The following is a 23853-nucleotide window of genomic DNA, read 5'->3' on the forward strand; positions in this document are numbered from 1 at the left end:
GCCGACATGAAAACCGTCAACCTCGCGGAGGCAAAGGCCAAGCTCAGCACCCTCGTCGAGGAAGCCAAGTCTGGCGAGACCGTCTGCATCACCAAGCACGGCAAGCCGGTGGCACAATTGGTGCCGCTGGAGCAGCCGAAAAAGCCGCTCGATGTCGAAAGACTGCGCGCTCATCTCAAGACGATGCCGATGCAGGAGGAAGACGCCGGCACCTTCATGCGGCGCATGCGCGACGAGGAGCGCTATTGAAGCTTTACCTCGACACCTCGCTTGTCGTGACCGCTCTCGTCACGGAACCGGCCTCTCCCGCAGTCGTCGCTTGGCTGGAAGAACGAGCATCCACCCGCCTCGCGATCAGCGATTGGGTCGTCACCGAATTCTCTGCCGCGCTCTCGATGAAGTTGCGAAGCAGAACACTTGATGCAGAGGCCCGGGAGCGGACGCTCGCTACCTTCGGAGACCTGCTCTCGGGAGAATTCGAATGCTTGTCGGTCGCGCCTGAGAGCTTCCGGCTCGCGGCGGCCTTCGCAAACCGAAGCGAGACGGGATTGCGAAGCGGCGACGCATTGCATCTGGCCGTCGCCGCAATGCATGGCATCAAGCTCTGCACACGCGACCGGCGCTTGGCCGAGGCCGGTGCCGGCTTCGGTGTCCTTACGGAACTCGTCCCGTCACTTTCGTAGAGGCGCGGCGCCCCCACGCTCAATGCCCCGCGGCGGCCCTCGCCGGCACCGCCGGCGCCCCTTCCCAACGCGTATTGGCCGGCAGGTTCTCGCCCTTCATGATCACGGTCAGCAGGCCGACCTGGGCATAATCGCCGACGTGGGTGTCGTAGAGCACGGTCGCGCCAGCGCCGACGCAGACGCCCTTGCCCAGCTTCACCCGGCCGACCTTCATGACGCGGTCCTCGTAGAGATGCGTCTGCAGGGCCGAATGGGCGTTGACCGTGCAGAAATCACCGACATTGATGCAGTCGAACTCGGTGATGTCGGTCGAGTCCATCCAGACGCCCCTGCCGAAACGCGCGCCGAACAGCGTCAGGAACCAGGGCAGGAACGGCGTGCCGCGCAGATGGTCGAACAGCACCTTGCCGCCCAGCCCCCAGTAGAGGACCGACACCGCTTCCGTCCGCATCGCCCAGAACGACCACATCGGCTTCATCAGCGGCTTGTAGGCGCCCATCATCAGCCATTTGATCGCGGCGCAGATCACCGCCTGGGCGATCGCGATCAACACCGCGACGCCCATGAAGGAGAGCACGAGGCCAAGCCAATCCTGCTCGTTGATCTTCTGCTGCAGCACGACATCGACGGCGATCGTGCCGAAGGTGATAAACAGCATCGCCGGGAATGACGTGTGCAGCGCCTCGAAGACACCGCGCGCGATCTGCTTGCCGGGCGAGGGCTTGTAGGTCCAGTCGGCCCCGAGATCGACCTTCTGCCGCGTCGGAAGCTTGATCGGCGGCGAACCGAACCAGGTATCGCCCGGCTGCATCTGGTCGTTCGCCGGCGGCTTCGACTTGATGCCGATCAGCACGCGGTCCGGGATCATCGCGCCCGGCGGCACCACCGCATCGTTGCCGATGAAGACCTGCTCGCCGGTGCGCGTCATGTCGAGGCGCATATGGCCGCGGCGCATGTCCTCGTCGCCGAACACCACCTCGTCGGCGATGAAGTTGCCGGCGCCGATGGCGGTGAGGTCGTAGCGGCCGGACAGGTTGGTCGAGATCTCGGCGCCCTTGCCGATCCGCGCTCCCATCAGCCGGTACCAGGCGCGCATGTAGATCGTCGCGAACAGCGAGGAGAGCGTCTCCAGCGTCACCTCGGTCGCCAGCGCCACCGTCCATTTGCGCGCATAGAAACCCGAATGGATCGAATAGGAGCCGGAGGTCACCCGCGGCAGGATCGCCCAGCGCAGGCCGGCCATCAGCAGCACGGTGAAGGTGATCAGCCCGATCGCTGTCGGCCAGGTCAGCAACGGCAGGTACCAGAGATAGCTGATCTCCGACCAGGTCGCGATCCAGTCGTCGATCTGGTCGAACAGCCAGAAGGCCGGGAAGATCGGCAGCAGGCTGATCGGCGGCAGCACGACCAGCATCAGCACGTAGAACGCCGTCATCGCCGCGCGCCGCTGCGGGCTTGGCCGCGGCTGGGGCGGCAGCGCGGCCACGTCGACCGTGCCGATCCTGCGGGCCGGCGAGCCGTCCCAGATCTCGGCTTCGCCGATCACGGCGCCGGGCGCGATCGCGGTCAGGTCGCCGATCTCGGCATGGTCGCCGACCACGCAGTCATGTCCGAGCACGACCGAGGCGCCGGCGCAGACATCCTTGCCGACCCTGATGCGGCCGATGATCAGCTTGTCGCCGATCGCCTCGCCATTGGCGAAGGTGGTCTTGGAGCCGAAGGTCGTGCCATCGCCGATCTCGATCAGGTCGACCGCGCCGGCCTCGTAATCGGAGATGATGACGTCGCGGCCGACCTTGGCGCCGAGCATGCGCCAATAGACCCGCATCACCGGCGTGCCCTGCAGCCATTTGATGTGGACGAGGCTCGCGATCCGGGCGGCGAACCACCAACGGAAATAATAGACGCCCCAGAGCGGGTAGACGCCGGGCTTGGTGCGGCCGAGCACGATCCATTTCAGCGCGATCGCGATCAGGCCGGTAACAATGGTGATGGCGACATAGACGCCGAGCAGAGCGAACACCTGGCCGAGCAGCGGCAGGTCCTCGCCCGACAGCAGCATGTAGGTGACGAAGATGCCGAGCCATTGCGCGGTCGAGAGCCCGATGATCACCGGCAGTGCCGCCGCCTGCGCCGCCCCGCAGAGGAAGCGCCGCAGGAAGGGTGGCGGCGTGAAGGAGAGATCCAGCGCCTCGGAGGCGCCGCGGCCATCGAGCAGCGCCGCCATGCCGCGCAACGTGCGGGCGCCATAGACGTCCTGCAGCGTGATCCCGGCATAGGCTGGCGTCTCGCGGACGATCGAGATGAAACGTGCGGCCAGCAGCGAATGACCGCCGAGGTCGACAAAGAAATCGGCCTCCAGCGGCAGGCTCGAGGCGCCGAGCACGCGCTTGGCGGCTTCGAGCAGTGCGGCCTCGGTCGCATTGCGCGGCGGCTCCTGCTCGCCCGCGGCGCTCGGCGCGGTCAGCGGCGCCGCCTTCAGCATGCGGCGGTCGACCTTGCCGGAGACCATGCGCGGCAACGAGCCGACAGCCTCGAAATGCGCCGGCACCATATAGGGCGGCAGCTTGTCGCGCAGCGCGGCCCGCAGCGCCCCACCATCGACCGCGACGCCAGGCTCGGCCACCACGAAGGCGACGAGCCGCTCGATTTCGTCGTCGGTGCGCATCACGACCGCGGCCTGGTTCACGCCCGGCTCGTCGGCGAGCTTCGATTCGATCTCGCCGAGCTCGACGCGGAAACCGCGGATCTTGATCTGGTCGTCGATGCGGCCGTGGAAGACGATGTTGCCGCTGTCGTCCAGGCTCACCGCATCGCCTGAGCGGTAGAGCACCGGGTCGGCGCCCTCGCCGAAGGGGGCGCCGAACGGGTTCGCGATGAACTTCTCGGCGGTCAGCTCCGGCCGACCATGATAGCCCCTGGCGACGCCGGGGCCGCCGATCAGCAATTCGCCCTGCTCGCCCGCCGCGACGACCTGCATCGTCTCGCTGACGATATAGGCGGTGTAGTTCGGAATCGGCCGGCCGATGGTCACGGTCTCGCCGGGCGTGACCTCCGCTGCGGTGGCGACCACGGTCGCCTCCGTCGGTCCATAGGTGTTGAGGATGCGCCGGCCCGGCTTCGACCATTTCTGCACGATGGCGGGCGGCAGCGCCTCGCCGCCGAGCAGGATCAGCCTGAGCGAGGGCACGTCCGCCGGCAGGATGCCGAGCAGCGTCGGCACGGTGTCGATCACGGTGACGCCGGCTTCCGTCAGGATCGCCGGCAGCTTCTCGGCATCGCCCATCGTCTCCGGCGAGGCGACGTGCAGTGTCGCGCCTACGAGATAGGGCGTCCAGATCTCCTCCATCGACAGGTCGAAGGCGACGGACGCGCCCTGGAAGACCACGTCGTCGGGGCCGAAGCCGTAGAGCGCGTTCCCGGAGCGCAAGAAATGGCAGATGTTGCGGTGGCTGATGACGATCGCCTTCGGCGTGCCCGTCGAGCCCGAGGTGTAGATCAGATAGGCCGGATGGTCCTTGGTCAGCCCGGCGGCGCGCGCCGGCATCGCAAAGCCGTCATCGGCGGCGGCGAGCGCTTCCGGCGTCCAGACGATACGCGCCGCCTCCACAGCCCTGTCCTGCCAGCCTGCGCAGGTGACGATTCCCTTGGCCTGTGCGTCGGTCAGACAGACGGCGATACGATCGACCGGCGCCTCCGCGTCGAAGGGCACCCAGGCGGCACCCGCCCGTGTGATCGCGATCTGCGCGATGAGCAACTCGATGCCGCGCGGCATCCACAGCCCGACGAGATCGCCCGCCCCGATGCCGGCGAGTGCCAGTCCGCGCGCCTGCCGCCCGGCCGCCGCCCAGACCTCGTCATAGCTCAGCCGTTGCGCGCCCTCGACCAGCGCCGGATGTGCGCCACGCGCCGTCGCGGTCGCGGCGAAAATCTCGCCCAGAACCTCGTCGCGAAGCAGGTCTGGCCGCTTCTCGCCCGCCATCATGGCAAGCGACTTCGCAGCCGCCGGATCTGTCGTCGCCGACAGCGTGCTCATGTCGTTCATCGCGCCCCGCTGCGCCCAGGCCGGTCGCATCGCCGGCTCTGCCGCCCTCGCGACGTTGCCGGCGCTATCGGACCCGACGCGCACCTTCATTCAAACCCGGAATCGCGCTTACGCCGATGCGATCCCGTCTAGAGCCCCCGGCCGAGCGAACCGCCGCAGCACGGCCCGCCCCTAGCACGTTTCTCCTGCGAGCACACGACTGAACCCGCGATGAATGCCATGTCGCGCGGTGGCCGCGACACCGCCTGCGAGGTCCCACGCCGAGGCTTCAGCCCCGCATCAGCGCCGTGACATGGGCCGCGGTCGAGCGGGCGAGGCCCTCGAGATCGTAGCCGCCTTCGAGGATCGAGACGATGCGCCCGCCGCAGGAGCGGTCCGCGATCTCCATGAGCTTCTGCGTCGCCCAGGCGAAGTCGGGCTCCTTGAGGTTGATGTTGGCGAGCGGATCGCGCCAATGCGCGTCGAAACCGGCCGAGATGATGATGAGATCCGGCTCGAACGCCGCGACGCGCGGCAGGATGCCGACCTCCAGGGCTTCGCGGAAGACGTCCGAGCCGTCGCCGGCCCGCAGCGGCGCGTTGACGATCGTGCCGTGCTCGCCGCGCTCGGAGGCCGCGCCGGTACCCGGAAAGAGCGGCATCTCATGCGTCGAGGCGTAGAGGACGCTCGGATCGTCCCAGAAGATCTCCTGCGTGCCGTTGCCGTGATGCACGTCCCAATCGATCACCGCGACCCGGCCGGCCCCATGACGACGCTGCGCGTGGCGCGCGGCGATCGCGGCGCTGTTGAAGAAGCAGAAGCCCATCGCCCGCGCCGTCTCGGCGTGATGGCCCGGCGGGCGCAGCGCGCTGAAGGCGTTCGACACCCGCCCCGTCATCACCTCGTCGACAGCCTGGATTGCGCCGCCGACGCCGTGCAGGACCGCATCGACCGTTCCCGGCGACATCAGCGTGTCGCTATCGATCTGGACGAGGCCGCTTTCCGGAGAGGCCGCCAGAATGGCTTCCGCGAAGTCGCGCGGGTGGCAGAGCGCAACCTGCTCGAGCGTGGCCTGCCCGGCATCCTCCCGAATCAAGGCGGCGAAGCGCTCATCCTCGAGCGCCGCCTCGACTGCCCGCAGCCGATCCGGGCGCTCCGGGTGGCCGGGCGGCGTCTGGTGGCGCAGGCTGGCGGGATGGGTGATCAAGAGGGTCGTCACCGGCGGGCCTCGTGCTTTGGCAATGGATGGGGCTGGGCGTGGCCGTGATGCCACGGTGCGCTGCGAAACGCATGATTGCGCTTGTGCGAAGGGAACCGGGTTTGCGCCATGGTTGTTTCGGGCCTAGAGCATCGAAAGGCGCACCGATGCGCGTGCCGAGTTCTGTGGCTACGAAGCGTTAACCCTGAATTTGTCATAAAGACCGCCCTCGGGCCGCTCTGGTGGACGTCATGAAACAAACCGTGATTCTTGCATTGGCAATGTCGACCCTGCTGGGCGCGTGCCAGTACAAGAGCGTGAACGCCCCGGCCCTGTCGGCTCGCGACGCCGAATACATCGCGCTGGTGCCGAAGTTCGACCATCAGATTACGCATCTGCCCTATGAGATCGTCGATCCGACGGGGCAGTCCCCCGGAACCATCGTGGTCGATACCAAAGAGAAGTATCTCTATTACGTCCTGCCGAACAAGAAGGCGATCCGCTACGGCGTCGCTACCGGCGACGAGGCCTTCGGCTGGACCGGCGAGGCCGTGGTGGCGCGCAAGGCCGAGTGGCCGCGCTGGACGCCGCCTGCCGAGATGATCGCGCGCTGGCCGCATCTGGCGCCGCGCGCCGGCGGCATGGAAGGCGGCCCGGACAATCCGCTCGGCGCCCGCGCCCTCTATCTCTACCAGAACGGCCGCGACACGCTCTATCGTATCCACGGCACGAACGAGCCCGAGACGATCGGCCGTTCGGCCTCCTCCGGCTGCATCCGGATGCGGAATATCGACGTGATCGACCTGTTCAACCGCGTGCCCAGCGGCACCAAGGTGATCGTCACCTGACGCGGCGAGCGCAGCCTCGCGGCGCAACGCAGGCGAGCTCCGGCATGTCTGGGGCCTTCTGAGTTTTCTCGGAAGCCACATCGTCTTTCCGGGGCTTCGCGAAGCGAAGAGCCCGGAACCGATGCCGGCTCCGCGAAATGCGCGTGCTATCCGCAGCCCCGTGATGAAATGCATCGGTCCTGAGTTCCGAGTTCAGGCCTGCGGCCTGCCCCGGAAAGGGGCGCGCTTCAGCGAACCCCGGCCCGGCCGCCGCAGAGCCCTCATTGCCAAAAAAGACCGGCGAGAGTTCTGAAACTCTGCGCCGGTCAGGCATGGAGGGTCTCGTGAAGGCTCAGGCGATCAATCGTCGAAGCCATGGCGCAGAACACCGGGCAACTCGGCCCTGCGTTCGTCGCGCTGTTTATCCAACGCAGCCGATGCGGTTCTTGTTCCCGCCGCAACAGCAGGCAAGGCGATCGGACGGAACCAGGACGCGTAGGCCTCTTTCACCTTCGCGTCGTGGAAACTTGCATTTGCCTGCACCGCTTGACGCGGAATGGCCGGGATCATCGGGTCTCAACTCCATTGAAGTGCGCCGACGGTTCCTGGCCATCGACACGACCATGCTCGCCGCCGATCACGTCAGCGCCGGGGCGCGAACGTGATCAGTTCATGGCGATTTCTGTCGCCGCCTAACTTTGTCACCATATTGGTGAATGAATTATACTGACGGCCAGCGGAGGCTTCTCGGCGGGAGCGGGGCACGAAAACGCCGCCGTCCCGGACTGGCGGCGCCGAAGCAGCCAGCCCGGAACGGCGGCGATGAAGCCGCCGCGCGGTCGCGGTGGTCAGGCTGCGAGCAGGCCTTCGGCCTTGGCCCAGTTCAGGGTCTTGTCGAGGGCGCGCTCGAAGCGGTTGAACATCTCCTCGATCTCAGCCTCGCTGATGACCAGCGGCGGGCAGAAGGCGAGGCGGTCGCCCATGGCGCGGGTGATCAGGCCTTCCTGCAGGGAAAAGGCGACAGCCTTGGCGCCGACACCCTTCTTCACCTCGAAGGGGGCCTTGGTCGTCTTGTCCTTGACGAGTTCGGCGCCGCCGATCAGGCCGACGCCGCGCGCCTCGCCGACCAGCGGGTGCTCCGCGAGCTTGTCGAGGCGACGCAGGAAGGTCGGCGACACCTTGCCGACATGCTCGACAATCTTGTCGCGCTGGTAGATCTCCAGGGTCTTGACCGCGATGGCACAGCCGACCGGGTGGCCGGCATAGGTATTGCCATGTCCGAAGGTGCCGATCTTGCGGCTCTGGTCGACCAGAACCTCATAGACCTTGTCGTTCATCATCACGGCGCTGAGCGGGAAATAGGCCGAGGTGATCTGCTTGGCGAGCGAGATCGTGTCGGCGTTCATGCCGTAGGTCTCGGTGCCGAACATCTTGCCGGTGCGGCCGAAGCCGGTGATCACCTCATCCGAGATGAACAGGATATCGTACTTGGACAGGACAGCGTTGATCTTCTCGAAATAACCCTCGGGCGGCGTGATCGCGCCGCCGGCGCCCATCACCGGCTCCGCGATGAAGGCGGCGACCGTATCGGGTCCCTCGCGCTGGATCATCTCGTCGAGTTCGGCGGCGAGGCGCGTCGAGAAGTCCTGCTCGCTCTCGCCCGGCTCGGCGAAGCGGTAGTGATGCGGGCAGGAGGTGTGCAGGATGCCCGGCAGCGGCAGGTCGAAGTCGATGTGGTTGTTGGGCAGGCCGGTCAGCGAGGCCGAGGCGACGGTGACGCCGTGATAGCCCTTGAGCCGCGAGATGATCTTCTTCTTCTGCGGCCGGCCGAGCGCATTGTTCATGTACCAGACGATCTTGACCTGGGTGTCGTTCGCGTCGGAGCCTGAGGCGCCGTAGAACACCTTGGAGATCGGGACCGGCGAGATTTCCTTCAGCTTCTCGGCGAGCTCGATCGCCGGGTCATGGCTGCGCCCGCCGAAGATGTGGGTGAAGGGCAGCTTCTTCATCTGCTCATAGGCGGTCTCGATCAATTCCTGGTTGGAATAGCCGAGCGCGGTGCACCACAGCCCCGCCATGCCCTCGATATATTCCTTGCCGGCCGAATCGTAGACATAGATGCCCTTGCCGCTCTCCAGCACGAGGGGGCCGTTCTCGCGATGCGTCGCGAGATTCGTATAGGGGTGGACAAGGGTCTCGATATCTCGGACGGCGAGGTTGGACAGCATCGTGCGGTTCCTGATGCATTTGACGGATTTTGCGATCATAGACCGGCCACGACGCAAGCGCTGAGCGATTTTAGCGCGCATCGGCGCAGACTCTGCTGCAGGGCTGAGGCAGCGCGGCCGATCATTCCGGCCCTGCCCTATATCCGTGGCCGTCGGTCCGTATCTCTCAGATCTCGTCTGCCGCCCGCGCCAGATCGCGCCAGGCGAAGACGAGGCGGTCGAGATCGGCGAGATCCTGCGCCGGAAGCTTACCCAGCGTCTGCGCCACGAATTCGCGCTGAGCCCTGATGCCGGCCTCGGCCAACCGGCGGCCCTCGGGCGTCAGGTGCATGGCGTAGGAACGCCGGTCCCCGGCGATGGCGCGCCGCTCGACGAGCCCGGCCTGGACCAGCCGGTCAACCAGGCCGGAGACGTTGCCTTTGGTGACGTAGAGCCGCTCGGCCAGCTCGTTCTGGCTGATGCCTTCGCGTTCGGTCAGCGTCGAGAGCAGGTCGAATTGCGGGATCGACAGGCCGAGTGCGCGGATCCGCGTCGTCATCTGGCCCAGCATGCGCTGGTGCAGCCGCATGAAGCGGAACCAGACGCGGTCCGGCTCGATCGCCTCTGCCTGCGGCGCTGTCTTCGGTTCGGCCACGAGCTCCCCCTCCCTGACGGCAGAGCATTTTCGAGCGAAGTGGATACCCGTTCGCGTAAAGAAAATGCGTTGAAACAGATAGTTGGAGCGCTTCCGCGTTTCAGGGAAACGCAGAAGCGCTCCAAGCCACGCCTAAACCATCTCGCAGGCCGAGGCGAGATGCGGGAACGCCCGCCGCTTGCCTTCGTGCGGCGGCGGCGTCACCTATGGGCGATGCATCGCCGTCTGGTCTTCGAGGAGCCCGTCTCGCGCGCCGCCGTCTGGAGCCGCCGGCTGGCCTGGTTCTCGCTTGCGGTGCTGCTGCTCGCCTTCCTCGCCTTCCGCACCGGCGAACCGAGCCTCGAGCGGCTGGCTCCGATCGCAGCGGCCTATGTCTTCGTGCTGCTGGCGCTGCTCTTGTCCTTGCTCGCCTTCGCCAGGATCTGGCAGTCTGGCCACCGCGGCGTCGGCATGGCCTCGGGTGCCTTTGTGCTGTGCGTCGTCATGCTCGTGCCGGCAGCCTATGCCGGCTTCCAGCTGGTGACGCTGCCGGCACTGGCCGACGTTTCGACCGACATCGACGATCCACCCGCTTTCAGCCGCTCGCGGGTGGCTCTCGAAGCCCGCGCCGGCCGCGTTCCTCCGGACGTTGCGCCGCTACGCCGCCGCGTCCAGCGCCAGGCCTATCCCAAGGCGGTGCCGATCGTGCTGGAGGTTCCGGCGGAGATCGCCTTCGACATCGCCCGCCGCGCCGCGCTGGCCCGCGGCTGGCAGGTGCTCGAATCGTCGCGACCGGGCGGGCGCAGCGGCAGCGGACGCATCGAGGCGGTGGCGCGCTCGCGCATCTTCCACATCTCGGAGGACATCACGATCCGCGTCAGGCCGCGCGCCGATGGCAGCCGCATCGACATCCGCTCCGCCTCGCGCCTCGGCCCGCACGACCTCGGGATCAACGCGGCGCGGATCGCCGCCTTCGCGGACGAGGTCGACCTGCTCGTCGATGCGCGCTGATTTCAGGCGAGGCGGTAGCGGCTCGCCAGCGTCGGCAATGGCTCGTCGCAGAACACCGCGCCGCGCAGCACGAGGTCCTCGAGCTGCGCCAGCACGGACAGCGCCGCCGCGCCATGCAGCGCCGGCGGCAGCCCCTGATAGATCGGCGGAACCATATCCACGATGGCTTCGTCGCCAGCCCTTAACCGGCCGAGGATCGCCGCCTCGCGCTGCCGCCGATGCTGCACCAGCCCACGCAGGAACCGCTGCGGCTCGGTGACCGCCCCGCCATGGCCGGGCCAATAGCGGTCATGCTCCATGCTGCGCAGTTTCTCGATCGACGCCATATAGGCCGCCATCGAGCCGTCCGGCGGCGCGACGATCGAGGTCGACCAGGCCATGACATGGTCGCCGGAGAACAGGGTCGCCTCTTCCGGCAGCGTAAAAGCGAGATGGTTGGCAGTGTGCCCGGGCGTCTCGACGGCGGTCAGCCGCCAGCCCGGCCCCGCGATCGTGTCTCCGTCTCCCATCGCGAACTCCGGCGCGTAGTCACGGTCCGCCGCGGCATCGAGGCGGTTGCTTTCACCCTCTGCCAGTTCCCGAGCGGCACGATGCGGGCCGCAGCCGACGACCGTCGCTCCCGTCGCGGCCTTCAGCGCCGGCACGGCCGGTGAATGGTCGCGATGGGTGTGCGTCACGACGATGTGGCTGACCGTCTCGCCGGCCACCGCCGCCAGAAGCCGCTCGATATGGCCGGTGTCGTCGGGGCCGGGGTCGATGATCGCGACGGTCCCTTGGCCCACGATGTAGCTGCAGGTGCCGGTAAAGGTCATCGGCCCGCCATTGCCGGCGATGATGCGCCGGATGAGTGGCGAAAGCCTCGCCACCTCCCCCGAGGGCGTCGTCGCGCCGCGGTCGAATTCGATCTCGTCGCTCATGCCTGATCCTGCATTCCGGCCTGCCTGTGCTTGCGAAGCTGCGCCGCTTGTGGGGCTTTGCCGCATTTTCTATAGACGGGAAAGACGGTCGCGCGGCGCGGCCCTTCCGAACAGGACCAGATGCCCATGGCCGACATGCTCCCCCTTCAAGCCCCGACCTTGGCCGGGGCGGCCTTTCCTGCCGCTTCCGGCCCCCGCGCCACCCTGCTGCGCCAGATCGCGCTCGCCGTCGCCGGCAGCCTGTTGCTGGTCCTGGCCGCGAAGGTCAAGGTGCCGTTCTGGCCCGTGCCGATGACGCTGCAGACGATGGCCGTGCTCGGCATCGGCGCCGCCTGCGGCTCGCGCCTCGGCGCGGCAACGGTCGCGCTCTACATCGCCTACGGCCTGGCCGGCCTGCCGGTGTTCACCAACACCCCGCCGGTCGCCGCCGGCCCGCTCTACCTCGTCGGCCCGACCGGCGGCTTCCTCGTCGGCTTCGTGATGGCCGCCGTCATCGCCGGCTGGGCTGCCGCGCGCGACGCCTCGCTGGTGCGCCTGGTCGGCGGCCTCGTCGCTGCCGAGGCGGCGCTGATGCTGCTCGGCTTCGCCTGGCTTGCCATCGGTGCCCAGATGGCCGCCGGCACCACCGGCGTCGGCTTCGCCAAGGCCTTCGCCTATGGCGTCCAGCCCTTCCTGCTCGGCGATCTGGTCAAGCTCGCGCTGGTGGCCTGCCTGGCACGCGCCGGCTGGTCGCTGCTGCAGCGCCGCGGCTGAAGGCGCAGCAACGCAAGAAGCGTTGAAGGCCGGGGCATCGCCCCGGCCTTTTTCATGTCGGCGGTCGTCGGGCTGGCGAGCGGCGCCGCTCAGCCATTGGGAGTGGACGTGCTGCACGTCTTCGGCTCGGCGCCGAAGAACGGGCCGAGATTGCCGCATTTGTCACAGCCCGCGAGCAGCGTCGCCAGTCCGAGAATGCCGAGGAGTTGCAGCGCGCGCTTCATGATCGATTTCCGTGGACGGTTGGCGCCACCCTAGAGGGAATTGCTGGCGAATGGATAGCGGGATCGCGCGCCCCGATGACCGGAAAGCTCCGACGGTCGAGACACGCTGCGAGCCGGCTACGAGGTCGGCGGATGCGGCCGGCCGTCCGGCACGCTGAAACCGAGCCTGCGGCCCTCGCTGATCCAAGCGCAGATCGCCTGGCCCAGCGCGTCGCCTTCCCGCTCACGGCCGGCCTGATAATGGTCGCGCTGCTCGCTTTCGAGCTGCTCGAGATGTTTTCGCCACTCGCCCTGCGTCATCCGGTCCAGCGTCTCTCCATTCAGAGGAACGGATCATGTGTCGGGTTTCGCCGCACATGACCGTGCCGCGCGGTGCAAAGCGGCACTGGCCTGCGACGGACCGATTTTAAACTGCAGCAAGAGGTCCGAAAGCCACGGAACGGCATCACGGCCCCGCGTCAAACGCAGAAAGAAGCTCGACCGTACCCAGATATATGACCAAGGCGCATGGCATGGCCACGGATATCGGGGCGACGAAAGCGGACTGCGACAGGCCCCGTCCGTCCCGATGGGTGCGGGGAGCGGCGTCATCGAGCCGTCATTGACACTGAATACGCGTCGCGGTCGACATGAGACACCTGCCTCACGACTGCAAACTGGCTCTCACCTTCGTTGCCGGCGCGGCCGCCCTGATGTGGTCCTGGCTCGGCGGGTTGCTGACCTGAGCTCCGGCCGCTGCGCCGCGCCGCAATAGCATGAGGCCGGCAGCATATGTTTCGGGTCGGGGCCCTCGCCGGTGGCAAGCGTCGCTGGCCGGGCATGCGCCTGCGGTCACGCGAACGCCGCCGAGACGGCGGCCCCGGCTGCGGGCAGAATCAATGTGTCAACAGGAACCGCAGGGCGCCGAATCGGGATCGGCCAAGCCCTTGAAACCAATGGTCGGAGTGGCAGGATTTGAACCTGCGACCCCCTCGTCCCGAACGAGGTGCTCTACCAGGCTGAGCCACACTCCGATCCGCTGGTGGCGGGCTTATAGCCAGCCGCGCGGCTCCGCGCAACAGGACTTACGCTTCTCGACGTCGAATTATCCGCAAGCCATGAGGATGCGCCAGCTTCCCTTTCCCGCCGCTGCGCCTGACCGGTTGCGCAAGGCCACGGCGCGTTCTAGAAGGCGCAGCGTATTGGGGCGTCGCCAAGCGGTAAGGCAGCGGTTTTTGGTACCGCCATGCGGAGGTTCGAATCCTCCCGCCCCAGCCACGCAGTCTGCCGATCTGCCGATTTTGGACAGCCGGGCAATTCCTGCGACAGCGTCGAGGGTTAGGTCGCCAGGCCTGTCTGGCCAAGCGCGATTTGCGCTCGCTCTCGCCGAACCAGGCCGGCTACTCGCCTCCAGTCTGGACTGCCCCCTTTTCGTGTTCCGCGGCGATCTGGGCTGAGACGGGTTTGCAGCTGATTGTCACGAGACGGGTTCGACAATGACCCCGGACAGCAAAAAGCCCGCCGGCGTGGCGGGCTCGTTCGAGTGGCCTTATTGGTGGGCGTTACGGAACAAGGATGCTCTGTTCCTGGGCCGCCCAGTCATGCGGCAACGCTGCACAGAGCCGACTGATGGTGAGATTGGGACGCTCGGCGCGAAGGCGGATGCAGGATCCGTCCGCGAGCCAGAGCCGACCTCGTTTGGGTTGTCGGGCCGGAACCTTCAGCCCCTCGCGTCGCCAGATCCGCTCGACCCGCTTGTCGTTGACCACCCAGCCTGCCGTTGAGCGCAGCAGCGCGGCGATCTTGCGATAGCCGTAGCGTCCGTATCGGCGGACCAGTTCGACGATGTCGGCGATGAGTTGCTCCTCATCGTCGCGTCCGCGCGGGATCCTGCGTTGGGTCGAGCGATGCTGCCCGAGCACACGGCAGACCCGCCGCTCCGATACCTTCAGAGTGAGCCGGACATGGTCGATGCAGGCACGGCGACGCGCGGGGCTCAGTAGTTTCCCGACGCCGCCTCCTTCAGGATCAGCTTGTCGAGCGTCAGGTCGGCAACGGCGCGCCGGAGCCCGGCGTTCTCGGCTTCGAGCTCCTTCATCCGCCTCACCTGATCCGTCTTCAGGCCGCCGAACTCGCGGCGCCAGCGATAGTAACTAACCTCAGTCACGCCGATCGAGCGGATCGCGTCGGCAACGGCCTGCCCCTGCGAGACCAGTACATCGACCTGGCGCAGCTTCGCGACGATCTCTTCGGGCTTGTGGCGCTTCTTCGGCATTGCGGTCCTCCTGTCTGCCAAAAGACATACTTCAGGATGGACCAATTCAACGGGGGTGGATCACCTGGCGCGACGTGAACGAAAGGGCCCGGCCCCGCGCGAAGCGAGACCGGGCCAAGTGGTATTAGGGGTATCGCGTAGGCGCCGGAAACCGCTCGGCACGGATGCACGGCAACGCCGCGATGCGAGAATCTGAAAACCGTAGAAATTTTAGGCTTCATAGAGCAAGAAAGCCAAAAGGGCCGGCCTCATAAAGGCCAGCCCTTTACCCCTGCCGAAGTCATCAGGCAACTACAATCTGGATTGTACTCGAAATTGTCACCAGAAGCACGTTCTTTTATCGAGGACGTCTCGATAAAACACACGCTGAGGGCCCGCGTATTCACGAAATCGCTAAGCTGACAAGCAAGCTTGCGAACGGTGGAATATGGTGGTTTAATATCGGCTGGGCATCAACATGACCTGATGGAGGCACGACTTGATCAGGGGAAAAGGAACCCTTGTCCTGCGCCACGCACCGCCAATCACTGTTGAGTATCAGTTCGGCGGCAACTACGACGACACTTGGTCCGGCTATCTCGTCTTCGATGTTCGATCCTACGACCCTGCCGTCTTCGTCGATCGGCTAACCTTGGACTGCGAGGACGGAACGCGTGTCACCATGGCCACAATGAATATCAGCGATCGACACCTTTCTGTTAACGGTCGCGTTGTTTCATCTAAGATAGCCGATAAAAATAAGAGCCCTGAGGTCTACTAACTAAGGCCCGGCCTTCTTTTTTCACCGATGGTTTTGTTCATGTGAATCCCATAGGGCGCGGCTCGGCCACGCGACGCGTCAAGGGGCCGGCATTATGCCGGCAGCGGATGCCGCAAAGCGGCGAGCGATGTCGAAAGAGAAAAGAAGTCGGGCAAACCGCGATTTCGCGATGCCAGCTAGGCGACTCCGTCGATCATTTATTATTGGTCGATCATTGTGGACGTTTGAGGTCCCTGCGAGGCTACATCCAGCCGGAGCGCGCTGCACGTTTCGTTCAAGCGACTTGATTAAACTCCGGCAACGGACGCCCCACGACTGCCATGTAGCGATCCGTCCAGTTGGTGACGGCAAGTTCGATCGCTATGCCACCTTCGCATTGAAGGAGGATCTTGTAGGAGAACTCGCTCGGATCGGCAGTTTCCGTGTCGCAGATCAGATACCCGACCCAATGATGCTCCTGATGCGTGCCAAACTGATATTTGGCGTGCAGCCTCCGGCCACTGCGTAAAATGACTGACCCGGTTCCGTTGAGCATGGTTTGTGTCTCCGCTTGGCGACGTGACAGGCGCCGCGACGGTCATTTCCAGAAGCGTTATGGAGACAACTGTAGCCGAACCGAGCGCCCTTTCGCCGGACATCGCAAGTCACGTTTCGGGTATGAGGAAAAGCCGCAGATGCTGATCTCGATGAAGGGGACAGTACAGCAGCCGAATTCGGATGGCGGCCGGAGCCGGTATCACGACGTCAGGTCCGATCTGCGTAGGGAGGCACATCGACGAGCGTCCCAATGACGCGGAGCAAGGCCTGTTGCTCGGGACGGTCCGACTTTCCGGAGACGAGGAAGGCTCCCAACTCGATATGCGACAGCTGGCCCCCTCCCGGACCGTTCGGTTGATGGATCACGAAGGCTGCACCGCTCGTCGGCTCCCGCCCCAGAAACCAGCAGTCACCGGCGGGGCTGCGATATAGCTCTCGCCGTTCGCTCATGATCTCGCGTGCTCCTGCGATTGACGATGGCTGGACAAACGCAAGCCTACCCGCTGCCCTCGCCGGTCCCATACGCGCGGCCGGTAGTCTCCCGGCTATTGCTAGCGGAAGGCGACGGCCGAGAGCCGATGATAGCCCCCGCGCTTCTTCAGATAGGCGGAGCGAGCGGCCCGCAATATCGCTGAGCGATTGAGGTCGAATGCGACCAGGAACGAACCCTCGCTTCCGTCGATGACAGCGGGACTTAAAGTCCGCAGAACATCGAGCTCGATCTGGAACATGACTTCCAATGATGCTTCAGAACCCCAGAAGCTCACGCAGCCGCGGCCGGGTTCGTAACGCCGGATCGAGTTGGGAAAGTCGAGGCTCATGACCTGCGCCCTGCCCCAAGACGCACCAGCTCAGCCTGATAGGCATCGACATGGCGCCGCTTCCGCTTCGTTCGCAACCAGATCCCAACCGGAAACGCGATCAGCGAGCCAACACCAACCAACGACAAGTGGGGGATCAGAGGCATGTCATAAAACCTGCCCGCTCCCCACATGCCGACGCTGAAGAGCGCCATGCCGATCATTCCATAGATCAGGGCCGACGCCTCCGGCGCTGGAGCATAGCCCGCGGCTGCAAGCCGAGCCTTTTCCCGATGCGGTTCCATGGGAGACATCATTTCAGCACGAGTGCAAAGGCCAGTGCGAACGCGGCGATGAGGCCACCATGCGCGAACCAAACCAGATAGCGGTCTGCGGCCCAAACGCGATAAATGAACCAGTGCCCGGAAATATTTGTCATGGCCGGGCTCCGATTGGCCCAGATCGGGGCAATTCGCGCAAATGCTCTGAAGTAAAATCCCGATGCGTTTCGAGACTGCCTTAAAATGGTGCGCGCAGGATAATCTTGCAAGTCTAGAAGCGATTATTTCCATCCTTGCGATTATGGCCGCATTTGATGGTGCCGATCTGATGTGGCATTTGATACCTTGTTGCTGGGTTCGCCTCAGCCTATCTGTGTCATAGCCCTGCGCCTTTCTGGACGCGATCCCCGCATCAAACGTATCGTCAACTCGCCGGCCATGTTTCCCAACATCCCGGGCTTTGTCGTTGCCGCGTCAGGAGCTTTGCTGAAGAGCTGGCCGGAGGCGGCGGGACGTTTCGTCGGGCTGTTCCACAAGGCGAGCGAACGGATCCGTGCGGAGCCGGCCAAGGTCGCACCATTCGTGCTGGCCGCGCTCGGCGGCGACCTGGTCGCCGAAGCGACGATCGCGAAGGCCTTCGTTTCGCCAGCTGCGAGCTTCGTGAACGACTCCGTAGAGATCAGGGCAGCGACTGAGGCATTGCTGGCCTATCAGGTGGAGCTCGGCGATTTCCCTCAAGCACCGGCGCTGGACGGCTTGTTCAATCGGGCTCTCTACGAGGTCGGGGTGGTATCCAAAAAGATGCGCCGAGCCCTCTGAAATGATCCCAGAACAAATGGCGTAGATGTCCGCTATTGGGCAAATGACCAACGACCGCTTATGGCGCTGCGCAGCTATGAGTCATGCGCCTCGAACGCCATGCTGACTGAACGCTGCGCGGAGCTTTCGCGAGAAGCGGTTCCTGCGCCAGCTTTTGGAGTCGACTGCCCGTGGTCGCATCGCGAGGGGTGTCGCGGTCCGGCATGGGCGGCAAAGGCGATAACTGCGATTCCTTCATGGGAGATACTCCCTTTGAGGCCGAAAGGCCGAGCCGGCAAAAATCGATGCGAGGCCGCGGCCGCGATGGTCAGACCGGGCTGAGCTGACGCCAGAAGCGGCAGAGATCCGGATCGGCATCGTCGCCCGTCCAAGGCGGCCGGGCGCGGCGTCACCAGCGAAGGCGACGGGAGTAGTAGTTTCGGCGATAGTAGCGATGGCGGCCGCGGTGATATCGTTCGCGTGGTATCGAGCCTAGCTGACATTGCCCCGAACTTCCGCCCAGCCATCCCCATCTGGCCGAGCGCTCGGGACGACATTCCCTACGCGAGCGTCATCGACGACCTCCACCCGAGCGGGCCGTCCCGAGCCGGGTAAGGGTGGCTCGTGCCGGACGTCCGCTCTCGGGCGGCGTCTCAATGTCGGCAAATGGCGCATCTCGCCCGAGCGAAGGGCGGGCGATTTGGCCCAGAGCTGACATTTGCTATGTCATTATCCAATGGGGAACGCAGCGGCGGGCTTGTTCCAATTGCGGCGTAGCACCTGATTGGGAAGTGGTGCTTCGCGATAGATCGTCGGCCGCTTGCGCCTTTGAATAGCCGCGGAGTCGGCGCACACCTTACCGATGGAAAAGCCCCAGACCGACGACATTAACGTTCAGATGTTGAAGCTGCGCACAGCGCTGCCAATCTGGGGCGTGGAAGCAAGTGACCTCGTCGAGCTTGCGCGCAACGCCGAGCGAGCTGCGGCCAGCGTGGACGAACGGACTTTGCAGCGGATGCGGGCATTGATCGAAACAACGACCGGTTGGCACAACACACTCCTGTACTGGGAAGAGCAGCACGCGGCGCCTGCCATGAGCGCCGACATTCGAGTGCTCCGAGCTTCGCTCAATGCGATGCGGTCTGAAGTCGCCAGCGCGGCAATGATGTTCCAAAAGTAGTTTCTTAGAACTTGGCCGATGCCCGCGTCCCGTCCTTCTGGATGTAGCGCGACGATCTGCAGCAAGCCTTCTGGGAGCGGCCTTTTTAGTCGCATTGGCTGGCTCTCATAGCGCGGTCATCAAGCTTTCTCACTTCCTCCTGCGTCGCCAAGCTCACACGCCCATTGACTGCGCCTTCAATTGCTAGGATCGTCGATTTCGCGAGACGTCGCTTGGAGAGCTGCTTTGGCTATGCCCCCGCACCCAGCAGCCACGTCTCACCTGCCCTCTTTCATTACAGCGCCTGGTGATACGGACATCCTCCTCGTAGTCGCGATCGTGACCGTGCTGGGAGCAATTCTGGGCGTAGGTCTGATTTTCCTGCGGCTCCATACGCTACCCGAACGGATGGCGCATAAGGCGCATAAGCTCCAGTTTGAGATTGTCGCTGTGTTGGGGCTCCTCGCCCTCTTCACACATATCCATCTCTTCTGGGTCGCGGGGTTGTTGCTGGCTCTGATCGAAATTCCTGACTTCTTGGGCCCGCAGCGGCGTATGGCGGGTTCGCTCGAGAAAATCGCCCGGCAGGCACCAGGCCAAGGAGCAGACGCAGCAGACACGGCAGCTGAGCGGTTGCTAACGCAGATTCCAGCCGACGCCAAGCGCGACGAGACTGGAACGTCCGGCCATGCTTGAAATTTTGCTCTGCTCGCTTCTGACCATCCTGCCAGACTATCTCTATCGCCGCTATGGCCAAGGTAAGCGAATTGGTCATGAGATCACACTATATTCCGTCTGGTTTGAGCTGCGCTGGGGCATCGTAACTTGCCTGATGCTGGCGGTCGGCCTGATCACGGTGATCTTCTACAACCACCCCTCGACGACTAATGCGACGCTATTCTTCCGAACAGTGCCGATCCTGCCAGAGACCAATGGGCGGGTTGCGGAGATCTATGTTCGGCTCGGCGGTGACAAAATCGCCCAGGGCGCGCCAATTTTCAGGCTCGACAGTTCCAAGCAGGACGCGGAGATCGAGACAGCGCATCGCAAGATCGCCGAGGTTGAGGCTGCTGTCGTCCTGGCCAATGTCGATATCCAGACGAACGACGCCAAGATTCTGGAGGCGCGAAGCGAGCACAAGCAGACGCTCGATGAGTTGCAAACGAAACAGGAGCTAAGGGCCCGCAACTCCGGAACAGTTGCGGAACGCGAGATCGAGCGCCTGGAAAACCTAGTTGCGGGTCGACTAGCCGCCGTGGCCGCAGCGACTGCCGCCCGAGAAGGGGCGCAGACGCGGATTTCCGTGGTGCTGCCGGCCGAAAAGGCGAGTGCCCAGGCGGCTCTCGCCCAGGCCCAGGTTGAACTTGCAAAGACGGTGGTACGGGCAGGCTTCACAGGCCACATCGAGCAGTTCGCGCTGCGAGTGGGCGATATCGTCAATCCGTTCATGCGTCCGGCCGGCATCCTCATTCCGGAGGAGGCAGGGCGCAAAGCAATCCAGGCGGGCTTTAATCAAGTTGAGGCACAGGTTCTGAAGGTCGGCATGATCGCTGAGATCACCTGCTTGTCCAAGCCCTGGACAGTCATCCCGATGGTGGTGACAAGCGTGCAGGACTTCATCGCGGCGGGGCAGTTCCGTGGCGGAGAGCAGCTCATCGACGCCCAGCACGCGCGAGCGCCCGGCACTATTCTCGCCTTCCTGGAGCCGCTTTATGAAGGAGGTTTGGACGGCGTTGTTCCCGGCAGCAGCTGCATTGCCAACGCTTACTCTAGCAACCACGATCTTATCGCGTCGGGCAAAGTGGGAACGGGCCGCAGTGTGGTCCTCCACGCTGTCGACACCGTGGGGCTAGTCCACGCGCTGCTTTTAAGAGTTCAGGCGACCGTTCTGCCGATCAAGCTTCTGGTATTTTCAGGGCATTGATCGACCGCTTGAGCCTAGCATCCGGAGCGCTAAATATCGATGCGGGCTCTGGATGTAACGCAACTGGAGTCGAACCGGCGCTCCCGTTCAGAGTTTCGAGCGACGTGCCCTTGAAGGCTAGCTCGGCTGGCCGGTCCTCCGGAACAGTGGCTCGCGCCTCACTAGCTCGATCGGGAGTCGATCATGACCGATATGCCCGACCTCACGCGCTCTGCCCTTTCGAAGCGATTTTCCGCCGACGGCCTGACGGTCGATGTCGAGATCTATAGGTTCCCCGGCGACCGTGGATGGACCCTTGAGGTGGTCGAAGAAGCCGGCGACACTACCCTCTGGCAGGAAACCTTTGAAACTGATGTCGAGGCTTGGGCCGCATTTGCGGATGGTGTCGAGCGTATCGGCTTGGCAGCCGTCATAGATCCCGACGGCGCGGAAGTGCAGACGGTGCACTGACCAACGCATACCGAATGAGGCGCATCATCCAGGCCTGCGCGGAAACTCCCTTCGATTCACGCAAATCCCTCTGACCGTCATCAAACATCCCGCCCGCCTCGGAACGCGCGTCGATCCTAATCCTTGCTGGCGGCCGAGAGGTCAGCGCCTGGTCCGAGGAGTGGAAGGAAGAGTGCGAGGTGATACGGCGGTCGCGAAGCTGCGCGCCGAGATCACACTACGGGGCGTCCGTCCGGTCAGAGACTCTAGCTGCGCGCGCCTGCGACAGTGAAATGCTTGCCATTCAGGCGGAACAGGCGCCCGATGCAACGGCGCGGTATCCCTGTGCATGATCCCTCTGTCCGCTAGCGCGCCGAGGTGAGTTTTAAGCGAGAACATCATGGAATCCGGCCAAGGCAGGTTAATCCTGTGTGACGGCACGGCAGCGCTTGTCAGATACCTTTTTGCCCTACCTAAGAAGGGCCAGCGGCGTTACGGTACGATATTCGGTGACCTAAGCGAGATCGACGAGAAAGAATTCGCCCAAGATGTGCGCTTTGTGCCCACGGGTGGCGATGAAATTAGCTTACTGGTGACCACCTTCACCCACCGCTACCTCACAGTCATCAGCTATGCCAGCAGTGAAGATGGTATGCATCTGTCTGCCGGCGAGCGCGCGCCAAACACTTGCTGGGCGAAAGGCTCGCTAAGGTCTTAGTCTTGCTGCGTGGGCTTTCTGAGCGCTAAAGCGACGGCGTCAGCGGCCTCGTCAGCTTGGCGGTCTTCTTCAAAAATATCGCCTGCATCCTTCGCCTTGAAGTCTAGCGAAGCTCGATAAATCTCATTCCCTGACGCATCTTCGACGAGCGCGCTGAATGTCGCGTGCGACCCGTTGGGCAACGTGTCTCGGGCCGCGTCCGCTAACCCAATCTGAGCATCGTCCTTAGCCGCTCCTACAGTCGGAAATTCAACGATATTCTCGTCGATATTGCCGTCGATATCGCTGGTAACTTTGAAATGGGGCATGGGCGACTCCTACTGCGGCCCCACACCCCCGTGATGAAGGCAGTTCCAAAAAAGCGCGTAGGCCGGCATATAATCTAACCCGGGTGTTTGCAGTTTTGGCCTGCCCCCTGAAAAGTGGCCCTCCCTGAAGTAGGCTTTTTGAGCCTTTGGAGGATGCCCGCGATGCCGCAGAAGAAGCACAAGCCTGAAGAGATCGTCGCGAAGCTGCGGCAGGTTGGCCTGCCCCCTGAAAAGTGGCCCTCCCTGAAGTAGGCTTTTTGAGCCTTTGGAGGATGCCCGCGATGCCGCAGAAGAAGCACAAGCCTGAAGAGATCGTCGCGAAGCTGCGGCAGGTCGACGTGCTGTTGTCCCAGGGGCGCCCGGTTGCGGAGGCGATCCGGGCCATCAGCGTGACGGCGTTCACGTATTATCGCTGGCGCAAGGAGTTTGGCGGGCTGAAGTCCGACCAGGTGAAGCGCCTGAAGGATCTGGAGAAGGAGAACGAGCGGCTGCGCAAAGCCGTCTCGGATCTGACGTTGGAGAAGCTCATTCTGAGGGAAGCTGCGTCGGGAAACTACTGAGCCCCGCCCGCCGCCGTCGCTGCATCAGCCACGTCATCGAGAAGTTCGACGTGTCGGAGCGGTTGGCGTGCCGGGTTCTGGGGCAGCATCGATCTACGCAACGCAAGGTTCCGAAGGGCCGCACTGACGATGCGGCGCTGACCGCCGACATTGTCGAGCTCGCCACCCGCTATGGACGCTATGGCTACCGCCGGATCGCGGCCATGCTGGAGACGGCTGGCTGGGCGGTGAACGTCAAACGCGTTGAGCGGATCTGGCGTCAGGAGGGGCTGAAGGTGCCGGCCAGGCAACCGAAGAAAGGCCGTCTCTGGCTCAATGACGGATCATGCATCCGGCTTCGGCCGGAGTATCCCAATCATGTCTGGTCCTACGACTTCGTCGAGGATCGCACCCACAACGGTCGGAAGTTCCGCATGCTGAACGTGATCGACGAGTTCACCCGGGAATGCATTGCAATCCGGATCGACCGGAAGCTCAAAGCCACCGACGTCATCGACGTGCTATCCGATCTCTTCATCCTACGCGGCGTGCCCGGGCATGTTCGTTCGGACAACGGTCCCGAGTTCGTCGCCAAGGCGGTGCGGGAGTGGATCGTGGCAGTCGGCGCGAAAACGGCGTTTATCGAGCCTGGCAGTCCTTGGGAAAACGGCTACTGCGAGAGCTTCAACTCCAAGCTTCGTGACGAGCTTCTGAACGGCGAGCTGTTCTACAGCCTCGCCGAGGCTCGGATCGTCATCGAGGTCTGGCGTCAGCACTACAATACCCGCCGCCCGCACTCCTCGCTCGGCTACAAGCCGCCAGCACCGCCCGCCGTGCTCTGGCCGGCTGCACAAACCCAACCCACTTC

24 protein-coding genes, 2 tRNA genes and 2 pseudogenes are annotated in these 23853 nt (G+C 64.3%); 13 read left to right on the top strand and 15 right to left on the bottom strand.

The genetic code is table 11. The features are described 5' to 3' along the window. Nucleotides 1-6 precede the first annotated feature (6 nt). Nucleotides 7-249, top strand: coding sequence for a type II toxin-antitoxin system prevent-host-death family antitoxin (locus tag ASE63_RS25540; protein WP_056808420.1), 243 nt, complete (start codon nt 7-9; stop codon nt 247-249). After that, complete coding sequence (locus ASE63_RS25545; protein ID WP_056808347.1) at nt 246-683, top strand: type II toxin-antitoxin system VapC family toxin; 438 nt, start codon at nt 246-248, stop codon at nt 681-683. Before ASE63_RS25540 ends, ASE63_RS25545 begins: the two co-directional genes overlap by 4 nt. 19 nt (nt 684-702) lie before the next feature. On the opposite strand, the gene ASE63_RS25550 is transcribed toward ASE63_RS25545, so the two are convergent. Both ASE63_RS25550 and ASE63_RS25555 read right to left on the bottom strand, forming a co-directional pair. Beyond that, nucleotides 703-4728 carry a Pls/PosA family non-ribosomal peptide synthetase gene (locus ASE63_RS25550; protein WP_156410617.1) on the bottom strand — a complete coding sequence of 1342 codons (4026 nt, stop codon included), beginning with the start codon at nt 4726-4728 and terminating at the stop codon, nt 703-705. A 268-nt stretch (nt 4729-4996) separates the two neighbouring features. Continuing rightward, on the bottom strand, nt 4997-5926 hold the full coding sequence (locus ASE63_RS25555; protein WP_056808350.1) for a histone deacetylase family protein: 930 nt from the start codon (nt 5924-5926) through the stop codon (nt 4997-4999). A 230-nt stretch (nt 5927-6156) separates the two neighbouring features. Between ASE63_RS25555 and ASE63_RS25560 the strand changes: the two genes are divergently transcribed. Continuing rightward, nucleotides 6157-6753: a L,D-transpeptidase gene (locus ASE63_RS25560; protein WP_056808424.1), complete on the top strand. Its 597-nt coding sequence runs from the start codon at nt 6157-6159 to the stop codon at nt 6751-6753. Nucleotides 6754-7092: 339 nt separating this feature from the next. Here the strand turns inward: ASE63_RS25560 and ASE63_RS27650 are convergent, their stop codons facing one another. The 3 genes from ASE63_RS27650 to ASE63_RS25570 all read right to left on the bottom strand — a co-directional run bounded on the left by ASE63_RS27650 (nt 7093) and on the right by ASE63_RS25570 (nt 9528). Continuing rightward, on the bottom strand, nt 7093-7302 hold the full coding sequence (locus ASE63_RS27650; protein ID WP_156410607.1) for a hypothetical protein: 210 nt from the start codon (nt 7300-7302) through the stop codon (nt 7093-7095). A 278-nt stretch (nt 7303-7580) separates the two neighbouring features. Next, nucleotides 7581-8960, bottom strand: coding sequence for an aspartate aminotransferase family protein (locus tag ASE63_RS25565; RefSeq protein WP_056808425.1), 1380 nt, complete (start codon nt 8958-8960; stop codon nt 7581-7583). 166 nt (nt 8961-9126) lie between these two features. Next, nucleotides 9127-9528, bottom strand: a complete 402-nt coding sequence (locus tag ASE63_RS25570; RefSeq protein ID WP_082610304.1) for a MarR family transcriptional regulator — start codon at nt 9526-9528, stop codon at nt 9127-9129. A gap of 225 nt (nt 9529-9753) precedes the next feature. On the opposite strand from ASE63_RS25570, the gene ASE63_RS25575 reads away from it, so the two are divergent. After that, a complete protein-coding gene (locus ASE63_RS25575) occupies nt 9754-10584 on the top strand; it encodes a DUF1499 domain-containing protein (RefSeq protein ID WP_244491601.1) in 831 nt (276 codons plus the stop codon). Nucleotides 10585-10586: 2 nt separating this feature from the next. Here ASE63_RS25575 and ASE63_RS25580 read toward each other — a convergent pair whose 3' ends face one another. After that, nucleotides 10587-11501 carry an MBL fold metallo-hydrolase gene (locus ASE63_RS25580; protein WP_056808355.1) on the bottom strand — a complete coding sequence of 305 codons (915 nt, stop codon included), beginning with the start codon at nt 11499-11501 and terminating at the stop codon, nt 10587-10589. A 126-nt stretch (nt 11502-11627) separates the two neighbouring features. Here ASE63_RS25580 and ASE63_RS25585 point away from each other — a divergent pair, with 126 nt between their 5' ends. Beyond that, nucleotides 11628-12254 (top strand): biotin transporter BioY, encoded by a 627-nt coding sequence (locus ASE63_RS25585; protein ID WP_056808357.1) that lies wholly within the window; start codon nt 11628-11630, stop codon nt 12252-12254. An 89-nt stretch (nt 12255-12343) separates the two neighbouring features. On the opposite strand, the gene ASE63_RS28795 is transcribed toward ASE63_RS25585, so the two are convergent. From ASE63_RS28795 to ASE63_RS25595, 3 genes are all read right to left on the bottom strand, one after another. Then, nucleotides 12344-12478 carry a hypothetical protein gene (locus tag ASE63_RS28795; RefSeq protein WP_280137466.1) on the bottom strand — a complete coding sequence of 45 codons (135 nt, stop codon included), beginning with the start codon at nt 12476-12478 and terminating at the stop codon, nt 12344-12346. A 117-nt stretch (nt 12479-12595) separates the two neighbouring features. Next, nucleotides 12596-12778 carry a hypothetical protein gene (locus ASE63_RS25590; protein ID WP_056808359.1) on the bottom strand — a complete coding sequence of 61 codons (183 nt, stop codon included), beginning with the start codon at nt 12776-12778 and terminating at the stop codon, nt 12596-12598. Nucleotides 12779-13414: 636 nt separating this feature from the next. After that, nucleotides 13415-13491: transfer RNA gene (locus tag ASE63_RS25595), tRNA-Pro, on the bottom strand. Between the two features lie 169 nt (nt 13492-13660). On the opposite strand from ASE63_RS25595, the gene ASE63_RS25600 reads away from it, so the two are divergent. Further along, nucleotides 13661-13735, top strand: a tRNA-Gln gene (locus ASE63_RS25600). Between the two features lie 362 nt (nt 13736-14097). On the opposite strand, the pseudogene ASE63_RS27025 reads toward ASE63_RS25600, so the two are convergent. From ASE63_RS27025 to ASE63_RS28800, 5 genes and pseudogenes are all read right to left on the bottom strand, one after another. After that, nucleotides 14098-14732, bottom strand: a pseudogene (locus ASE63_RS27025) (IS3 family transposase); the annotation flags it as partial. Between the two features lie 1034 nt (nt 14733-15766). After that, a complete protein-coding gene (locus tag ASE63_RS25615; RefSeq protein WP_056808364.1) occupies nt 15767-16027 on the bottom strand; it encodes a hypothetical protein in 261 nt (86 codons plus the stop codon). 553 nt (nt 16028-16580) lie between these two features. Then, a complete protein-coding gene (locus tag ASE63_RS25625) occupies nt 16581-16850 on the bottom strand; it encodes a DUF1488 family protein (protein ID WP_082610300.1) in 270 nt (89 codons plus the stop codon). Next, nucleotides 16847-17134: a hypothetical protein gene (locus ASE63_RS25630; protein ID WP_156410608.1), complete on the bottom strand. Its 288-nt coding sequence runs from the start codon at nt 17132-17134 to the stop codon at nt 16847-16849. The genes ASE63_RS25625 and ASE63_RS25630 overlap by 4 nt, the downstream gene beginning before the upstream one ends. A gap of 8 nt (nt 17135-17142) precedes the next feature. After that, a complete protein-coding gene (locus tag ASE63_RS28800) occupies nt 17143-17268 on the bottom strand; it encodes a hypothetical protein (protein WP_274532857.1) in 126 nt (41 codons plus the stop codon). Nucleotides 17269-17440: 172 nt separating this feature from the next. Between ASE63_RS28800 and ASE63_RS25635 the strand changes: the two genes are divergently transcribed. From ASE63_RS25635 to ASE63_RS25660, 6 genes are all read left to right on the top strand, one after another. Further along, the gene (locus tag ASE63_RS25635; RefSeq protein ID WP_156410609.1) at nt 17441-17929 is read left to right on the top strand and encodes a hypothetical protein; all 489 of its coding nucleotides are present in this window, start codon (nt 17441-17443) and stop codon (nt 17927-17929) included. Between the two features lie 841 nt (nt 17930-18770). After that, nucleotides 18771-19088 carry a hypothetical protein gene (locus ASE63_RS25640; protein WP_056808374.1) on the top strand — a complete coding sequence of 106 codons (318 nt, stop codon included), beginning with the start codon at nt 18771-18773 and terminating at the stop codon, nt 19086-19088. 231 nt (nt 19089-19319) lie between these two features. Continuing rightward, complete coding sequence (locus ASE63_RS25645) at nt 19320-19763, top strand: hypothetical protein (RefSeq protein WP_056808376.1); 444 nt, start codon at nt 19320-19322, stop codon at nt 19761-19763. Further along, nucleotides 19756-20991 carry an HlyD family secretion protein gene (locus ASE63_RS25650; RefSeq protein WP_056808378.1) on the top strand — a complete coding sequence of 412 codons (1236 nt, stop codon included), beginning with the start codon at nt 19756-19758 and terminating at the stop codon, nt 20989-20991. The genes ASE63_RS25645 and ASE63_RS25650 overlap by 8 nt, the downstream gene beginning before the upstream one ends. Nucleotides 20992-21174: 183 nt before the next feature. Next, nucleotides 21175-21441, top strand: coding sequence for a hypothetical protein (locus ASE63_RS25655; protein WP_056808380.1), 267 nt, complete (start codon nt 21175-21177; stop codon nt 21439-21441). A 379-nt stretch (nt 21442-21820) separates the two neighbouring features. After that, nucleotides 21821-22138 carry a hypothetical protein gene (locus ASE63_RS25660; protein WP_056808382.1) on the top strand — a complete coding sequence of 106 codons (318 nt, stop codon included), beginning with the start codon at nt 21821-21823 and terminating at the stop codon, nt 22136-22138. Here the strand turns inward: ASE63_RS25660 and ASE63_RS25665 are convergent. Continuing rightward, on the bottom strand, nt 22135-22446 hold the full coding sequence (locus tag ASE63_RS25665) for a hypothetical protein (protein WP_056808384.1): 312 nt from the start codon (nt 22444-22446) through the stop codon (nt 22135-22137). The two genes, ASE63_RS25660 and ASE63_RS25665, sit on opposite strands and share 4 nt — an antisense overlap. Before the next feature lie 281 nt (nt 22447-22727). Between ASE63_RS25665 and ASE63_RS25675 the strand changes: the two are divergent. Next, a pseudogene (locus ASE63_RS25675) lies at nt 22728-23853 on the top strand (IS3 family transposase); the annotation flags it as partial.

Source organism: Allobosea sp. Root381 (genome assembly GCF_001429395.1).
Classification (GTDB): Bacteria; Pseudomonadota; Alphaproteobacteria; order Rhizobiales; family Beijerinckiaceae; genus Allobosea.

Coding starts and splice junctions, on each gene's coding strand:
- ASE63_RS25540 (WP_056808420.1), top strand. CDS start 7: ATGAAAACCGTCAACCTCGCGGAGGCAAAGGCCAAGCTCAGCACCCTC.
- ASE63_RS25550 (WP_156410617.1), bottom strand. CDS start 4,728: ATGAACGACATGAGCACGCTGTCGGCGACGACAGATCCGGCGGCTGCG.
- ASE63_RS25560 (WP_056808424.1), top strand. CDS start 6,157: ATGAAACAAACCGTGATTCTTGCATTGGCAATGTCGACCCTGCTGGGC.
- ASE63_RS27650 (WP_156410607.1), bottom strand. CDS start 7,302: ATGATCCCGGCCATTCCGCGTCAAGCGGTGCAGGCAAATGCAAGTTTC.
- ASE63_RS25565 (WP_056808425.1), bottom strand. CDS start 8,960: ATGCTGTCCAACCTCGCCGTCCGAGATATCGAGACCCTTGTCCACCCC.
- ASE63_RS25570 (WP_082610304.1), bottom strand. CDS start 9,528: ATGCGGCTGCACCAGCGCATGCTGGGCCAGATGACGACGCGGATCCGC.
- ASE63_RS25575 (WP_244491601.1), top strand. CDS start 9,754: ATGCGGGAACGCCCGCCGCTTGCCTTCGTGCGGCGGCGGCGTCACCTA.
- ASE63_RS25580 (WP_056808355.1), bottom strand. CDS start 11,501: ATGAGCGACGAGATCGAATTCGACCGCGGCGCGACGACGCCCTCGGGG.
- ASE63_RS25585 (WP_056808357.1), top strand. CDS start 11,628: ATGGCCGACATGCTCCCCCTTCAAGCCCCGACCTTGGCCGGGGCGGCC.
- ASE63_RS28795 (WP_280137466.1), bottom strand. CDS start 12,478: ATGAAGCGCGCGCTGCAACTCCTCGGCATTCTCGGACTGGCGACGCTG.
- ASE63_RS25590 (WP_056808359.1), bottom strand. CDS start 12,778: ATGACGCAGGGCGAGTGGCGAAAACATCTCGAGCAGCTCGAAAGCGAG.
- ASE63_RS25615 (WP_056808364.1), bottom strand. CDS start 16,027: ATGCTCAACGGAACCGGGTCAGTCATTTTACGCAGTGGCCGGAGGCTG.
- ASE63_RS25625 (WP_082610300.1), bottom strand. CDS start 16,850: ATGAGCCTCGACTTTCCCAACTCGATCCGGCGTTACGAACCCGGCCGC.
- ASE63_RS25630 (WP_156410608.1), bottom strand. CDS start 17,134: ATGGAACCGCATCGGGAAAAGGCTCGGCTTGCAGCCGCGGGCTATGCT.
- ASE63_RS28800 (WP_274532857.1), bottom strand. CDS start 17,268: ATGACAAATATTTCCGGGCACTGGTTCATTTATCGCGTTTGGGCCGCA.
- ASE63_RS25640 (WP_056808374.1), top strand. CDS start 18,771: ATGGAAAAGCCCCAGACCGACGACATTAACGTTCAGATGTTGAAGCTG.
- ASE63_RS25645 (WP_056808376.1), top strand. CDS start 19,320: ATGCCCCCGCACCCAGCAGCCACGTCTCACCTGCCCTCTTTCATTACA.
- ASE63_RS25650 (WP_056808378.1), top strand. CDS start 19,756: ATGCTTGAAATTTTGCTCTGCTCGCTTCTGACCATCCTGCCAGACTAT.
- ASE63_RS25655 (WP_056808380.1), top strand. CDS start 21,175: ATGACCGATATGCCCGACCTCACGCGCTCTGCCCTTTCGAAGCGATTT.
- ASE63_RS25660 (WP_056808382.1), top strand. CDS start 21,821: ATGGAATCCGGCCAAGGCAGGTTAATCCTGTGTGACGGCACGGCAGCG.
- ASE63_RS25665 (WP_056808384.1), bottom strand. CDS start 22,446: ATGCCCCATTTCAAAGTTACCAGCGATATCGACGGCAATATCGACGAG.